Source organism: Jatrophihabitans sp. GAS493, from assembly GCF_900230215.1.
Lineage (GTDB): Bacteria > Actinomycetota > Actinomycetes > Mycobacteriales > Jatrophihabitantaceae > MT45.
On record NZ_LT907982.1, the window covers coordinates 1662678 to 1678533 of the forward strand.

The 15856-nt window shown below is 63.8% G+C and carries 12 protein-coding genes and 2 pseudogenes; 12 read left to right on the forward strand and 2 right to left on the reverse strand.

All coding sequences use genetic code 11. The features are described from left to right. Positions 1-150 precede the first annotated feature (150 nt). On the forward strand, positions 151-516 hold the full coding sequence (locus CPH63_RS22150; RefSeq protein WP_157749364.1) for a hypothetical protein: 366 nt from the start codon (positions 151-153) through the stop codon (positions 514-516). An 822-nt stretch (positions 517-1338) separates the two neighbouring features. Here CPH63_RS22150 and CPH63_RS07565 read toward each other — a convergent pair. Then, on the reverse strand, positions 1339-2739 hold the full coding sequence (locus CPH63_RS07565) for a DUF1254 domain-containing protein (RefSeq protein WP_096302341.1): 1401 nt from the start codon (positions 2737-2739) through the stop codon (positions 1339-1341). Between the two features lie 1342 nt (positions 2740-4081). Between CPH63_RS07565 and CPH63_RS07575 the strand changes: the two genes are divergently transcribed. From CPH63_RS07575 to CPH63_RS07620, 11 genes and pseudogenes are all read left to right on the forward strand, one after another. Further along, positions 4082-5395: an ABC transporter substrate-binding protein gene (locus CPH63_RS07575; RefSeq protein ID WP_096302343.1), complete on the forward strand. Its 1314-nt coding sequence runs from the start codon at positions 4082-4084 to the stop codon at positions 5393-5395. Positions 5396-5404: 9 nt separating this feature from the next. Further along, positions 5405-6436 carry a carbohydrate ABC transporter permease gene (locus CPH63_RS07580; RefSeq protein ID WP_096302344.1) on the forward strand — a complete coding sequence of 344 codons (1032 nt, stop codon included), beginning with the start codon at positions 5405-5407 and terminating at the stop codon, positions 6434-6436. Continuing rightward, on the forward strand, positions 6433-7305 hold the full coding sequence (locus CPH63_RS07585; protein ID WP_096302345.1) for a carbohydrate ABC transporter permease: 873 nt from the start codon (positions 6433-6435) through the stop codon (positions 7303-7305). Before CPH63_RS07580 ends, CPH63_RS07585 begins: the two co-directional genes overlap by 4 nt. An 83-nt stretch (positions 7306-7388) precedes the next feature. Further along, entirely contained in the window at positions 7389-9791 is a 2403-nt protein-coding gene (locus tag CPH63_RS07590; RefSeq protein ID WP_371364889.1) for a glycoside hydrolase family 3 N-terminal domain-containing protein, read from the forward strand. An 88-nt stretch (positions 9792-9879) separates the two neighbouring features. Beyond that, positions 9880-10890, forward strand: coding sequence for a LacI family DNA-binding transcriptional regulator (locus CPH63_RS07595; protein ID WP_096302346.1), 1011 nt, complete (start codon positions 9880-9882; stop codon positions 10888-10890). A gap of 267 nt (positions 10891-11157) precedes the next feature. Beyond that, positions 11158-11553, forward strand: a complete 396-nt coding sequence (locus CPH63_RS23640) for a transposase (protein ID WP_371364892.1) — start codon at positions 11158-11160, stop codon at positions 11551-11553. Then, positions 11456-11668 (forward strand): annotated as a pseudogene (locus CPH63_RS23645) (transposase); the annotation flags it as partial. The gene CPH63_RS23640 and the pseudogene CPH63_RS23645, both read left to right, overlap by 98 nt. 94 nt (positions 11669-11762) lie before the next feature. After that, positions 11763-11870 (forward strand): annotated as a pseudogene (locus CPH63_RS23650) (hypothetical protein); the annotation flags it as partial. Positions 11871-11985: 115 nt separating this feature from the next. Next, a complete protein-coding gene (locus CPH63_RS23655) occupies positions 11986-12162 on the forward strand; it encodes a hypothetical protein (RefSeq protein ID WP_371364895.1) in 177 nt (58 codons plus the stop codon). Between the two features lie 287 nt (positions 12163-12449). Further along, positions 12450-13265 carry a G1 family glutamic endopeptidase gene (locus CPH63_RS07615; RefSeq protein WP_371364898.1) on the forward strand — a complete coding sequence of 272 codons (816 nt, stop codon included), beginning with the start codon at positions 12450-12452 and terminating at the stop codon, positions 13263-13265. 516 nt (positions 13266-13781) lie between these two features. Then, entirely contained in the window at positions 13782-14840 is a 1059-nt protein-coding gene (locus CPH63_RS07620) for a TIGR03619 family F420-dependent LLM class oxidoreductase (protein WP_157749366.1), read from the forward strand. Positions 14841-15093: 253 nt separating this feature from the next. Here CPH63_RS07620 and CPH63_RS07625 read toward each other — a convergent pair whose 3' ends face one another. Then, a complete protein-coding gene (locus CPH63_RS07625; protein ID WP_096302351.1) occupies positions 15094-15855 on the reverse strand; it encodes a crotonase/enoyl-CoA hydratase family protein in 762 nt (253 codons plus the stop codon). Position 15856: the final 1 nt, after the last annotated feature.

Genomic DNA, 15856 nt, shown 5'->3' on the forward strand with positions numbered 1-15856 from the left:
TGGCACATGCTAGATCGATCGTCCGATCGCCGACCGGGCCGGCGCCGAGCTCGATATGCGTTCGTTGCTGCCGCAGCGATAGGCGCCGGGCTGATCTCGGGGTGTGCGTCCGCGGCGGATCGCCCCGCTTCTTCGGTCGAATCAACCGCAGTGTCCGGACAGCCAATCGATCCAAACTCCTCGAAAATCCTCGGGTTGGTATCGCAGGCCGGCACGCTTAACAGCGATCCGAACCCGACGGATATCACTTGGGTGTACGCCTCCCGAGGTGCCATCGCCAAGACGATGGACTTTGGGATTCCAGACGACGAAGCGCAGCATCAACAGGTCCTAATCGTTGCCCACGGGAACTTTACGAGTACAACAGCACGTGTGCCAGCAGGCGCTACGGCACCAACCGGCAACGTTATGGAGCTGGTGTACGACACGACCACCTGGGAGAGCACCGATTTCGGTCTGGCCACGTCTGCGCCCGACCTGACCCCGCTTGGACAGATTTACAAGTCCAACGGCTAGGGCGGCGAACTTTCACCCATGCTGGCTCGGTCGTGTGGAGCGTGCAGACCTTGACGTCCTACTCGCTGAGTTGCGAGTTCACGGTCCCAGGTCCACGAGCGCAAGTACAGCAGCAAGTACAGCAGTCCAGGACGAGATCATCGAGGGCATCCTCTGGCCGTCGCAACCAACGAACTGGCCGCGAAGCCCCCTGCACCCTAGCCTCCATCCGCTGACAGCCCACAAGCTCGGGGGAGCGGCCGTGTGGGAGTGCCCGTCCGACCGGACCACCGTAGCTAGAATCGGCACGCTGACCGCCGACGGCCTCGACCAACGATCCGAGCAGATTTTTGCGCGTACGTTGCTGTCCGGGAAGGTGGGTTGGGTGCCCGGCGCGATGGGCTGTGACGGCATCCCTCTGTGCATGACGCGACGAGCTGAAGGCGGACTGGGTCCGTGGGGTGAACCGGTTGCGGGCGATGCTGGGCGCGATCTTCCCCACCTTGGAGCGGGCTTTGCCCTACACCAGTCGTGGCCGCTGATTCTGTTGACCGGCTTCCAAACCCGCAGTGCCCTCCGCGACGCCGGACCGGAGATCGTGCGCGCTCACCTGGTCGAGAACGGTACGCACTCTCCGTCGGTCCCGGGGATCGTCACCAAGGCGATGCGGGCAGCGGCCGAGCAGACGATCAGTGTTCCCGGCTCGGTGATCTGCCCCGTCTCGACCGGAGGTTCAAGCTACTCGAGAAGCAGCTCTTTGCCGAAGTCTCGCCGTTGCACACTCATTGAGAGTTCCGGAATCGACCGGTTACTTGGCCACCTCGGTCCTTGCTGGCTGGGGTGTCATCGGCTGGTGATGTCGCCGAGTTTCCAGGTGCGGTCGAAGTAGGTTTCGAGTGGTCCGTAGAGGCGGAAGTAGCTGAACCAGTGTCGACCGGGAATGGTTTGCACCCAGTTGGTGTCGCCGGTGTCCGGCGGGTTCGGGCCGAGGTAGAGGTCGATCGATCCGTCGTCGTTGTAGTGCAGGTCTTCATCCCGTGAGCCGCGGTCGCCGCGTTGTTGGGAGTTGTCGATCAGGCAGCGGGTCCAGACGTCATAGACGGTGAACGACCAGAACAGCTTGGCTGGCGGGTTGGCTGGGATGTGGATCGTGTAGTCCTTCGCGCCGTCGAGCCACTTACCGTCCGCGTCCGTGTAGCCGCCGAGGTAGGCCTGTCCTTGGCCCGGTGTCTGACTCTTCATCGCGGCGGAGAAGCTGACCGCTTCGTAGAACCACGACGCCCGTTCGAGGAGTTGGTCGTGATCGGGGCCACGCTGATCGGAGCTGTCCAGGTCGATGGCCAGGAACCATTGGCGATCAGGCCACCAACGGGCGTCGGGGAAGCGCTTGGCGAAGGTATTGGCCTGGGCCATCAGTTCCCCCGCCTCTGCACCCTGGGTCAAGATCGAGGTGAGGCGCTCGTCGGGGGTGAACGGTTTGCCTTTCTCAATGCCGAGTTGTTTGAGCATAGCCAGGTAGAAGCGGTCGCGTTCGTCGACGATTTCGCGCTGGTAGATGTCGTGCAACCGGACCCAGTAGTCCAGGCCGCGCGGTTGATCACCAGTCCACCGCCGGCCTTCGGGCGAGACGATCCGGGTCGGCGGCGTGTCCCGCTCGGAGTACGGGTAGACCTTCACGCCCCGCACGAGCGCATCCGAACGTTGCGGGTCCGGGTCAAGAGTGCGGAAGCCGAACATGATGTTCATCCCCGTCGCATGCTGGACGTAGTAGTCATCGCCGACGTCAGGCGCCTGTTGGCCCGGTGGGACCACGACGTGCTTGCCACCCTGCCCGTGGTCCGGACCCATCTCTCCCAGGACCGCGCATTCTCGCTGCCAGAAGTCGGAGATGCCGCCCGCCGTCGGTCCGGGCGGTAGCTCAATCACGAGTGGCCCCGTCTCGGCGAGGTCGAAGAAGTTCAGGACATAGGGCGTCGTCGCGTTCGCAGTAATGAGGCCCAGCCGATCTCGGTAGCTGAGATAGCGAACGAGATCCGAACTGGTCGCACCGAACACCTCGTAATGCTGGATTTTCCATTGCGCGTACGACACCAGTGGCAGCGCCCACAAGTAGGCCTGACAGGCCATCTGATAGTCGAGCTCATCGAAGATCAACCCGACGTCGGCAACCCGCGGCAGCTCCGCATCACGTCCCACTGCGCCGAGCCGACCTGGCAATCCCGACTTCGCGTCCCCAACAGACATGCGACCACCAATCCTCGATTGACCCCGCGACGCGTCAGAGCGCGGTCCCTCTCTTCAAACTAAAGGATGGTCCATCGAGGATGACCCCCGCTCGTCGGCGTGTCCGGTAAACAGGCCTCGAACCGTATTTGATCGCTCTGAGCGGCGATCCGGCATCGAGGTGCGAACAGGCGCCACCACCGAGCCGCAGCAAGCACCAGCAGTACCGTCGACTGGTGGCGGCTGGACTCGGTTGGTGTCGAACTACGGCAGCAAGGCTCAGGCGATGTTCGAATCGGTGAGCGGGGGGAGCCCGAGGCCACAAAGAATGTCACCAGATGCCCCGGAACTGCGCAACACGGCGAAGAAGGCGGTGACGGCGAAAGCCGGCGAACATAGCACCTGTGGGCCCTGATCGACACGGCCTGGTACTTGCAATCACAGAAGTTGCGACTCGTAATGAGGTTGTCCGGAGTTCGATTCTCCGAGGCGGCTCCAGGCTTCGGCCTCGTTCAACGAAGCCGCCTCGGCCGGGCTGTACGAGGACGGGATTGTCGCACTGGTGATGAGTTCGATGCGGGATCTCTCTGAGCAACGCAACTGGGCAAGATCCGTGGTGGCGAGCCGGCCCGGCGACGCGGTAAGGCAGGCGCGGGCGTGAACGTCATCGAGACGACGGGTCTGGCCGCCGCTACGATTGAGCGCCGCGATCCTCGCCTTCGTCCTGCTCGTCATGGCCGTAGCACGCCAGCTGTCCGGCTCCTGATGGTCCACTCAACTACCGGAAGCCCTCCGTACGAACCTGTCGATCTGAGCGGACTCGCGCAGCGTCCGTGACCCGCGAGCGTATCCCGAACGATGAATTGAGCACTTCCGCTGGCGGTGGCGGCCATCGTGGTTGGGTCTGTGTTGTGGGGGCGCGCGTTCCGCCCAGCGGGCGTGGAGGGGCAGGATGACGCGGCCGTCTGTTCGGTGAGGACTGAGTGGGTCGTCGCCGATGCTGATCGTAGGCCGAACGATGATCGACTCTCGGCCTGGCGGCGCTGTTTTGCTCGGTATGGATGACGCCGTCATCTCACGTCGATTGCCACGCTCCCCATGGTCGAGAGTGCCCTTCGATGAACCGATTGCCGCCCGCCGAACCCGACTAGCGCAAGCTGCGCCGCGCGCCGTCCCGCCGGCTACTTACAGAGCCGATCGAGTGCATTGGCCTCAACAAGTGTGCCCTCAGGTCATGTTCGATCGGCATAGCGAAAGATTTCGAAATCGTTATCGATAACGATTGACATCGTCATTCTGAGGTGCCAGGCTCGCTCCTGGCAGTTGCCTCCCAGGTCCGCCCGACGAGACAGAGGAGTTACACATGATCAGAAAGACACGGGTTGCGGCATTCGTCGCGCTCGGTGCGAGCGTTGCGCTCCTTACGACCGCGTGCACCAGTAGCAGCGGGGGGAGCGGGAGCGACAGCAGCAGCGGCGCGTCGGCGACGCTCACGCTGTGGACGAACGCGACGACGGGTCCAGGCTCGCAGTTCTTCACCGAGACGGTGAAGTCATTCGAGAGCGCACATCCGAACGTCACGATCAAGATTCAGATCGTTCAAAACGAAGACCTCGACGGCAAGTTGCAGACCGCCCTACAGGGGGGTAAGAGCACAGCACCGGACATCTTCCTCCAGCGTGGTGGTGGCAAGCTTTCGGCGATGGTGCAGGCCAACCAGGTGCTCGACATCTCCGATTCGATTTCGCCGGATACCAAGGAGGCGGTTAGTCAAGGCGCGTTCGCCGCTGAGCAGGTCGATGGGAAAACCTACGCAATGCCGGTATCCGTTCTTCCGGGCGGCTTCTGGTACAGCAAGGACGTCTTCGACCACGCAGGCGTAACCACTCCGCCCACAACGTTGGACTCGCTGAACCAAGCGGTCACCAAGCTGAAGGCCTCTGGCGTCGCCCCGATCGCCCTCGGCGGCAAGGACGCCTGGCCCGCGGCTCACTGGTACTACTGGTTCGCCCTGCGCGAGTGCAGCCAGAGCGTCCTGAACTCGACCGCCAAGAGTTTGAAGTTCGAGGATCCGTGCTGGACGAAAGCCGGCAACGACCTGCAGGCCTTCGCCGCGACGAAGCCCTACAACGATGGGTTCCTCAACACCTCGGCTCAACAGGGTGCTGGAAGCTCGGCCGGCCTGATCGCCAACCACAAGGCCGGCGCCGAAGTTATGGGTGCCTGGGATCCGGGCGTCATCGGCTCCTTGACGCCGGACCAGAAGGCTCTTCCGGACCTCGGGTTCTTCCCGTTCGTTCAGGTGCCGGGCGGCCAGGGCGATCCGAAGGCGATCATGGGTGGCGTTGACGCCTACTCCTGCTCCGCGTGGGCGCCGAAGCAGGCATGCACCGACTTCCTGAACTACCTGGATACCCCGACGGTCCAGGAGGGTTACTACAAGGCCTTCCAGGCGCCGCCGGTGAACAAGACGGCGCAGTCGGTCGTGACTGAGCCTTACCTGCAGGCCGTCATCCAGGCGTTCAACAGTGCACCGTATGTGTCGCTGTGGCTCGACACGCTCTACGGCCAGAACGTCGGCAACGCCCTGAATACCGCCGTCGTCAACCTGCTGGCGGGTAAGGGCTCGGCCGAGGACATCATCAAGTCGGTCGACAAGGCCTCGGCGAAGGGGTAGTTCCAGGCCATGAGCGACACGCACGTCGAGAACTCTTCGACCCTGAAAGATTCGCTCGACGGCGTTGAGGCTGTCGGCGGCGGCCGGGCAACCGTGCCGTCGCCGGCGGTTCGTCGGCGCGGCCGCCGGAGGAGGACCAGCTGGCGAGCACGCTTCGAGATCGCGCTTCTCGCCGGTCCGGCGATCCTCATCTTTGTCGGGTTCGTCATTCTCCCCGTCGGACTTGCCGCCTACTACGGCTTCTATCGGTGGAAAGGCTACGGCCCGCCGACGGACTGGGTTGGTCTCCATAACTACTATGTGATCTTCACCGACAGCGACTTCCAGGCGGCGCTGAGGCACAACATCTACATTGTCCTACTTTCATTGCTCATTCAGGGCCCCCTGGCGATTCTGCTGGCGTTGTTGCTGAACCGGGATATTCGCGGCCGGAACCTGATCAGGGTGTTGATCTTCGTGCCCTGGGTGATTTCGGAGGTCATCGCCGGCACCGGGTGGAGCTTGATCCTCGCCACGAACGGCGCGTTCAACGACCTGCTCCGCAACGTCGGGCTTGGGCGCTTCACCGCCGACTGGTTGTCCGATCCACATTGGGCGTTGTGGTCACTGATGGCGATCCTCACCTGGAAGTACTTGGGATTCGCGGTGCTGCTCTTCATGGCTGGGATGCAGAACATCCCGGAGGAGGTCTACGAAGCCGCCTCGATCGACGGCGCCAGTTACTGGCAGTTGCACCGCAGGATCACGCTGCCGCTGCTCGCCCCGACGATCCGGATATGGGCTTTCCTGTCGATCATCGGGTCGCTGCAGCTGTTCGATCTGGTGTACATCATCTGGGGTCAGTACGTCGCGGGCACCGCCGGCGTCTCCACCATGGCGACCTACATGGTGCAGAACGGACGCAACGCGGGCAACTACGGCTACGGCAACGCGGTCGCGGTTGTCCTCTTTCTGATCTCGCTATTCATCGCGCTGGTCTACCAGCGATTCGTCCTCAGGCGCGACACCGAAGGTGCCATCACGATCGGAGACAAGCGGTGAGCACACAAACCCTTGCCAGGACCGGACGTTCCCGGCGCAAGCCGACCAGGACCCGGCACTGGGACAGCCCGGTCGTGTACTTCGTCGCTCTCGTCGCCGTTGCGCTCACTGTCGCCCCGGTTGCGTACCTCATTCTCGGTGGATTCCGGACGAACTCGCAGATCACCGTCAGCCCGGCGGGGTTGCCGAACCCGTGGAAGATCGAAAACTACATCGATGTCCTGAAGAGTCAGACGTTCTGGCGCGAGGCGGGGAACTCGACCGTCGTCGCGCTGGCGACGACGCTCGGCGTCGTCATCCTCGGCGTGATGGCGAGCTTCACCCTCGCGCGGTACACATTCCGGGGACGGGGCGCGATGTACGCGCTGTTCGCGGCCGGGTTGATGTTTCCGATCACGGTGGCGATCACCCCGCTTTACCTGGTGCTCAAGGACATCCACTTGCTGAACACCCTCGGCGGCGTGATCTTGCCCCAGATCGCCTTCGGCCTGCCGACGACGATCATCATCCTGGTGCCGTTCCTCAGAGCGATTCCGCTGGAGATCGAGGAGGCAGCGACCGTCGACGGGTGCAGCAAGCTGGGGTTCTTCGTCCGCATCGTCCTACCGCTGTCACTGCCAGGTGTGCTCACCACCGCGATCCTCGCCTTCATCGCCAGCTGGAACTCGTACCTTCTGCCACTCTTCATCCTCAACAGCCAGGACACGTTCACGCTTCCGCTCGGTGTTCAGGCCTTCAGCTCGCAGTACTCCACGGACACAGCCAAGGTTCTGGCGTTCACATCGATGTCGATGATCCCGGCGCTGATCTTCTTCGCGTTGTTCCAGCGGCGCATCGTCAGTGGGCTGCAGGGTGCGGTCAAGGGCTGACGCCGTCGCCGTCGTGTCGTCGTCTCACCTACGCACTGCAGTCCCCGTTTTAGGAAAGGAATTCCGTGGTTGAAGTTCGCGCCATGCCCGAGGCATCCGAACAGGTCCGTGCACTGCTGACCCGCATGACGCTCGAGGAGAAGCTCGCCCAACTCACCGGATACTGGTTGGACCAGGGCGGGAACGTCGTAGCGCCCATGCAGGACGAGATGGCAGTGCGGCACGAGTCCGAGAGCCTTGCCGACATCACCCGCCACGGAATGGGTCACTACACCCGCGTGTACGGCACCCGTCCGGTGGAACCAGTTGAACGCGCAGCCTGGCTGTGGAACGAGCAACGGCGACTCAAGCGCGAGACCCGACTCGGGATTCCCGCGCTCGTGCACGAGGAGTGCCTGACCGGGCTTGCGGCGTGGAAGGCGGCCACGTTCCCGACGCCGCTGGCCTGGGGGGCGTCCTTCGACCCAGACTTGCTCTTCGAGGTGGGCCAGGTGATCGGTCGGTCGATGCGCGAACTCGGCATCCACCAGGGCCTGGCGCCAGTCCTCGACGTCGTCCGCGACCCTCGCTGGGGCCGTGTCGACGAGTGCATCGGCGAGGACCCGTACCTGGTCGGGACCATCGGCACCTCATACACTCGCGGCCTGCAAGCGGCCGGGGTGCACGCGACACTCAAACACTTTCTCGGATACTCCGGATCGAAAGCTGGCCGGAATCACGCGCCCGTAGCGGTCGGACCGCGCGAACTGGCAGATATCTTCCTGCCGCCGTTCGAGATGGCCATCCTTGACGGTGGCGCCCGGTCGGTCATGAACTCCTACAGCGACGTCGACGGACTGCCGGTCGCCGCGAACGTGGACTACCTCACCGGCGTGCTTCGGGAGAAGCTGGGCTTTGACGGAGTGGTCGTCGGCGACTATTTCTCGGTCGCATTCCTCGAGGTGTTGCACGCAGTGGCCAGAGACCGCGGCGAAGCTGGCGCCATCGCCCTCGAGGCGGGCATCGATATCGAACTGCCGACCGGCGACGCCTACCTGAGCCCGCTCGCCGAACGGATCCGCGCCGGCGAGTTCGACGAACGATACGTAGACCGTTCGGTGCTGCGAGCGTTGACCCAGAAGGAGGCACTCGGCCTGCTCGACCCCGAGGTCTTCGAGGATTCGCCACCGCAGAACATCGACCTCGACTCGCCGCGGCACCGGGAGCTGGCGCACCGCCTGGCGGCCGAATCGGTGATCCTGCTGTCCAACGACGGCCTGCTGCCCATCTCCGGATGGCCGCGGCCGCCACGCCGAATTGCCGTCATCGGCCCGAATGCGGACCGGGTCGAGTCGTTGCAGGGCTGCTACTCGTTCCAGAACCACGTGCTTACGCAGTTCCCTGACTACGCACCGGGGTTCGCGATCCCGACCGTTCTCCAAGCGCTGGCGCCAGCCTTGGCCTCCGTCGGGTTGGGCACTTCCGAGATTGCGTTCGCCATGGGCTGCACGGTCGACGATCCGGACAGCTCTGGAATCGAGTCGGCGGCTGAGGCGGCCCGCGGCGCCGAACTCGCCATAGTGGTGGTCGGTGACCAGGCGGGTCTGTTCGGCCGGGGGACGGTCGGCGAGGGCAACGATGCGGAGTCACTTGAATTGCCTGGGGTACAGCGACAACTAGTCGAGTCGGTCGTCGCGACGGGGACGCCGGTCGTGCTCGTGCTGGTGACCGGGCGCCCGTACGCGATCGGGTGGGCGCTGGATGGAGACCACCCCAAACCGGCCGCAGTCCTGCAGGCCTACTTCCCGGGCGAGGGTGGCGGTCTGGCTATCGCCGACATCCTCACCGGCCGGATCAATCCCTCCGGACGCCTGCCCGTGTCGATGCCCCGCTCGTCCGGAGCGCAGCCGTACTCGTACCTGCACCCGATCCTGGGCGGCCCGTCCGATGTCACGGCGGCCGACTCGACTCCGTTACGCCCGTTCGGATTCGGACTGTCCTACACCAGCTACCACTACTCGGATCTGGTCGTCGACGACGAGGTCTCGGCCGGTGGGGAGTTCAGCGCGACGGTCACCGTGACGAACAGCGGCGATGTGGCCGGTACGGACGTTGTCCAGCTTTACGGACAGGACATCTACGCGACCATCACCCGCCCGGTTGCGCAACTGCTCGGCTACGCCCGCGTCGAACTCGCTGCCGGCGAGTCCAAGCAGGTGCAGTTCTCTGTACCCACGACTCGGTTCGCGTTCACCGATCGGCGCCTGGTCAAGATCATCGAGCCGGGTGATGCCGAAGTGTGGGTCGGATCGCACGCCCTGGCCTCGTACGCCGGCGCTGACGTCGCTGCGAGCACCGGTGGCTCGATCGTCAATCACAAAGTCACGCAACGTTCGCGGACTCCCGGGACGGCGACGCCGCGGCTCACGATCGCGATCACCGGCGACACCTACAAGGTCACCCCGGCCGACCCGCGTTGGGTAAATGTCAAAGTCACCCCGCCGTAGGTGGCGGCGTGGCGCCGGACGCCGACACCGATGATAGGGGTCTCAAACGTTGTCGATAACGATCTCTAGCCGATAGTGTCACCCAGTGATGTCCAAGAGCTCTCGTGTCACCATTCACGACGTGGCACGGGAAGCAGGAGTCTCCCTATCGACAGTGTCGAAAGTGATCAACAACCGATACGGCGTCGCGGCCGCGACCTCTGCACGCGTGCAGAAGGTTATCGCCGAACTCGGGTACGAGGCCAGTCTGGTTGCGCAGAGTCTGCGCAACCACGAGACCAAGGTCATCGGGATCCTCGTCGCCGATCTGGAACCGTTCAGCACGGAACTTTTGAAGGGTGCTGCCGAAGGTGTCCGAGGCACCGGTTACGAGCTGGTCATCTACTCAGCGGGTGGTCGCACTGAAGCGCGCGACGGTTGGGAGCGGCGGTATCTCTCACGACTGTCGGGCACCCTAATCGACGGCGCGGTGTTGGTCACCCCAACGATCGTCAGCGCTCAGTACGGCGCGCCGTTCGTTGCGGTCGACCCGCACACCGGCACGTCAGAGATACCCACCGTCGACGCCGACAACCTCCGCGGAGCGCAGACCGCTGTGCATCATCTGATCGAGCTCGGACACCGTCGCATCGCCATGCTCACCGGCCGCCCCGACCTGATGTCGGCGCAGTTGCGCGAACAGGGCTTCCGCACCGGTATGGCGCAGGCGGGCGTGCCCGTCGACGAGAGCCTCCTGCTGGTCGGCGACTACCGGGCAGACATCTCCGCGGAGGCAGCGAAAGCTCTGTTGACGATGGACGAACCTCCGACCGCGATCTTCGCCGCCAATGACATCTCCGCGATTGCAACGCTTGAAGTCGCGGTCGATCTCGGCCTTGAAGTACCGCGGGACCTGTCGATCGTCGGATTTGACAACGTCCCTGAATCCGTCCTGTGCACGCCGTCGCTGACCACCGTCGAGCAGCCGATCAGGGAGATGGGGCTGCGTGCCGTCGAGCTACTCCTGCAGCTACTACGAGCCGAATCGATACCAGCAACCCACCTCACTCTCGACACACGTCTCGTTGTGCGGCAGTCCACGTCCGCTCCACGGCGCTAGAAACCTGATTCCGACCTGCTCATTCCGGCCCGTCCCGCCGCAGTGCTGTCATCTCAGCCTAGAACGTCCGTTCGCCGCGGCGGTGCCCATCAACTGAAGCCAGCGTGTTACCCATCAAGCGGGTACTCCGACAGTGTCTGGTGTCCCTGGGTCTGTCAGGAATTTTGTGTAGGCGTCACGGCCTGACGTCCACGGATTCGGGTCGTGAGATGGGGACGATTACGCATGGCAAGTAACGAGCTTGTGCCGGCAACGGTCGGTGAGTTGATGGCCGCGACGGTCGGCGACGATGAGCGATTGGCGGCGTTGGCGGAGAGGTTGGTGTCGGCCGCTAGGACGTTCACCCCGGCGGTGAGCCCGAAGCATCAACGCCGTCTGGCCGGCTTCGATGAAGCGGTGCTGTCGTTATATGCGAAGGGGATGACGACCGGGGACATCGCTAACCACCTCGCCGATATTTACGGCACCGACGTCTCTCGGGAGTTGGTGTCGAAGGTGGCCGACGCGGTTATCTCAGAGATGCAGGAGTGGCAAATCGCGACCGCTCGATGCGGTGTATCCGGTGGTGCTGATCGATGCGATCCTGTTGAAAGTCCGCGACGGCCAAGTCGCCAACCGCCCGGTATATGTGGCGATGGGCATCACTCTGGACGGGCAACGTGACGTGCTCGGTATGTGGGTCGGCCCATCCGGTGGCGAAGATGCGAAGCAGTGGATGAACCTGCTGTCGGAGCTTCGTAATCGTGGGATCCTCGACGTGTGCATCGTGTGCTGCGACGGGTTGAAGGGCCTGCCCGACGCGATCACCGCGACCTGGCCGCATGCGGTCGTGCAAGACATGCGTGTGCACTTGGTCCGCAACAGCCTGCGGTATGCCGCGAAGGCCGACTGGGCCAAGATCACCGGCGAATTTGAAGACGATCTACACCGCAGCGACCGTTACCGCCGCCGAAGAACGCTTCGCCGAGTTCGCTGAACGCTGGCAGACCAAGTACCCGGCGATGATCGGGATGTGGCAACGGTCGTGGACGGAGTTCACCCCGCTTCCTCGACTTCCCCGTCGAGATCCGGAAACTGCTCTACACCACCAACGGCATCGAATCGCTGGACGCGAGGTTCCGGCAGGCGACCCGCCGACGTGGGCACTTCCGCAACGAGGAAGCCGCACTGAAGGTCCTGTACCTCACCGTCAAGGAACGCCGACCCCAACCGGGGCCAACCCCACCGGCCAGACCAACGGCTGGAAATCCATCCTGCACACCCTGGCAATGACCTACGGCGACCGCCTCGGAACCAACTAGCCATGACGCCTTGCACAGAAAATCTGACAGACCAGGTCGCGGCGGTGGCGGGGTCCCGCGCATCGCCACCGCAGCCGAGGTCGTAGGTCTGCCAGGTGGACCCGCGTATCCGCAATCCCTATAAGGGGATCCGGCAGTGCCTTGCGGTGGGATGCGTTCACTAGACGGTTTGAACGCGGCGCGGGCTCTGCGCCGTGAGGGTGAGGACAGATAGATCGCCGGTGACATGGGGCCGCACTATTGAGACAGGACATCGAGATGACGAGGAAACGATCCCATGCCGGGGTGTTGCGGTCGGCCAGACGGGCGGCGGCAGCGGGTTTGGCTGTTGTTGTCGGAGCAGTTGGCTTCGGTACGGGTATCGCCCACGCCGACCCATCATCGTTCAGCCCCGGCGGGTGGAGTGGCTACGTGGCTTGGGGAGGGCCGTACACATCGGCGGCGGCGGATTTCATCGTGCCGGTCGGGGTCTGTTCGCCCGGGCAGAGTGGGGGGATGGCAAATGCCTACTGGGTAGGCATCCAAGGCGACAACGGCGGAGGCGGCGCCGCTGCGATTGTCCAGACCGGCTTTGGCCTTGGCTGCAACGACGGTCAGCCCGAGTATTACGCCCTGCATGCCGACTCAGTAGGCAATTGGATCTTCAGTCCCGAGCCAGTGCGGCCCGGCGACCTCATTCATGCCTCCGTGTCGTGTGATACCAGCGACATCTGCTGGGAGGACCTCGTCAACGAAACCCAGAACTGGTGGAATAACACGACCGTGCAGGTGCCCGGGGGATTCTCCACGTACGTCGCCGCGGTCGCTGCCGAATCGTATAACGGGGGCATCAATGACTTCCCCGTACAGGTGAGCAACGCGAGGATCAACGGCGTGCCGATCGCTTGGTCCGCACCTCAAGCCAATGAAGAGACGCCAAGCCTCTACGGCGGGACCGCTGGCATAGATCCCAGCCCGCTCGACTCGACCGGGATGGGTTTCTACTTCTACTGGAATGGTGTGCCTGGTCTGAGCCCAGGCGTGAGCCCAACCCAGTACCTGGAGCCCCGGAACAACGGGCTGCCTCCGGCTTGACGTGGTCGTCGTTGGACGGCGTCAAGCCGACTCGCGGTCCGTTGAGGTCAACGGGGTGCGTCAGCCGTGGCCACCTGGTTGTCGGTAAGGGTGCTTCGTAAGTTCGACATCAGTGGCTGACAGGTGCGTATAGACCCACAACCCACCGAAGCCCGCGGCGCAGCGGCAGGTACAGCAGGTACAGCCCCCCGTATCTGCTGGGATACGGCGTTCCTTCGGCTAGTTCGGGACGTGTGCTTGGGTGCGCGATGAGCCGCGGCGTTGAGTTTGGCGGTTCTCGGTCGAGCTGAGGCGGTGCGTTGCGTTGGTCGAGGAATACACCGGAATCGGAAGCGTAGACATCGTTGGGTTTGAAGCGATCCACGCCTGCACAGGCAGCCACTTGTTGGGGTTGACAGGTGGTGTGAGTGACGCGATAGTATGCCAACCAACCGGTTGGGTTCCCGTGCGGGCTTGGTGAGAGGGTGTCATGCGTCGTACGTGCCTTGCCGTTGCGGTCGCGATTGGGGTGTGGTTATGACGGCGGTTTCGGCGTGGGCCGGTTCGAAATCAGGGGATGGGTCTGGTTCGTCGTCGTCGGATGCTGAGCAGATTGTCGGGGCCTCTCGCCGCCCATCCAAACCGCAGCTTTCAATTGGGCTGAGGAACTTCGCTTCCACCGCCCCCGCCGATTGGCGGCATATCCTTGATCAAGCGCGCGCGGCGGATCTGGCCGGAGTCGATCGGATCTTTGTCCCTGACCACCTGGCCTTCGGCAGCGATCTCACGGGATATAGCAAGCCTGGTCAAGGTGGCGTTGTCGGAGGAGTCCAACCCACAGAGGCCGACGGTGAATGGCTTGATTCGCTTACGATCCTCGGCGCCATCGCGGCTGTGACGGACCGAGTACGTCTTGCGACGAACATATTGGTTGCGCCCTTGCGCGGTGCCGTCGTTCTGGCGAAGGTCGCTTCGACAATTGACGTGATCTCCCACGGTCGTTTCGATCTTGGCGTCGGGATCGGCTGGCAGAAGGCCGAGTATCGCGCGGTCGGCGTGGAGTTCTCGGAACGTGGACGCGTCTTGGACGAGACTCTCGCGGCTTGCCGCGATCTGTGGACTTCCCGCGAAGCCTCCTACATCGCCAAGGACTTCTCGCTGGACGGCATTCATATGATGCCGAAACCCGTTCGCCCCGATGGGGTTCCAGTGTGGATTGGTGGGCGGCCAATTCCTGCCACGGCACGGCGGCTCGTTCGATATGGGACCGGCTGGATTCCGTGGGGAGTGACGAGTGAGTCATTCGGCGAGGCAGCGCAAGAAATGCGGCGGCTAGTAGAAGACGAGGGCGGCGACTTCGGCACACTGCAGATCGCTCTCGGGCTGCCCACTGTCGTGTCAGCGTCCACCGGTGGTCTGGATCTCCCGGCAATGTTCGAACCGGTCCCTGACCTCGTGCAGCTCGGCGTCTCCGATTTCCGGACCATGGTGCGAATACCTCACGACGCAGAAGCGGCACGATCGTCGTTCGAGGATCTTCTCGCCGAATTCGAGCGGGCACTCCCGAGCGGAGAGAAAGCAGACGAAGCGCTGTAGCGCGCTCCACCGTCTGGAGCGATCGCGTGTCCTGATTGGGCACACGGCCCGGGTAACCGAACGATAGACGATTGTTGGTAGTAGACGCGTCCACGTGGCGGACCTCGCCCCTTGATCGGGGGCCCGTCGTCACCCGAAACCAGATCGGAAACGGGCACCTGCAGTTACCCGACGTGTCTAGGGCACGACCGGCGCCGCGCTCGATCGCGAGCGCGACAGCCGCCAGGCCCGGCCGATGCCGTGGCGCTGCTCTCTAGCGGCCCTGCCAGGACGGCCGGCGCTTCTCTGCGAAGGCCAGTGCTCCTTCGGAAGCGTCCGCGCTACTGAAGATCGGTGCGTAGATTCTCTTCGACTCTTCCCAGCCCTCGTCCATGCTCCAGTCACTCGCCCGCCGCACGATCTCGCGGGACGCGGCAACGGCCAGTGGACCATTGGCGGTAATTCTCTTCGCCAGAGCGAGCGCGCCGTCGAGGGCCCCGCCGGCGGGCGTGACGGAGTTGATAAGCCCGATGCGCAGGGCGTCGGCGGCGGAGATCGGATCACCGGTGAGAGCGAGCTCCATGGCCACCGCCTGGGGAATGCGTCGGGGCAGGCGGAGCAGGCCGCCACCGGCAGCGACGAGACCGCGTTTGACCTCGGGAATGCCGAAGATCGAATCTTCGGCGGCGACGATCAGGTCACAGGCGAGCGCGATCTCGCAGCCACCCGCTAGAGCCGGGCCCTCGACCGCGGCGATGAGCGGCTTCTGGGTGGGGGTTTGCGTGAAACCGAGCATGCCGCGTGTCTCATCCGCGACCTTTTCGCCGGCTAAGAAGGCCTTAAGGTCCATCCCGGCGCTGAAGAAGCCACCGGCGCCGGTGATGATGCCGACGACGAGGTCACTCCGGGCATCGAGTTCATCGATCGCCGCGGTTGCAGCGTCGGAGACGGCACGGTTGACCGCGTTCCGAGACTCGGGACGGTTGATCGTGATGATCGCAATACCGTCGCGATGCTCAACGAGGACATCGCCCATC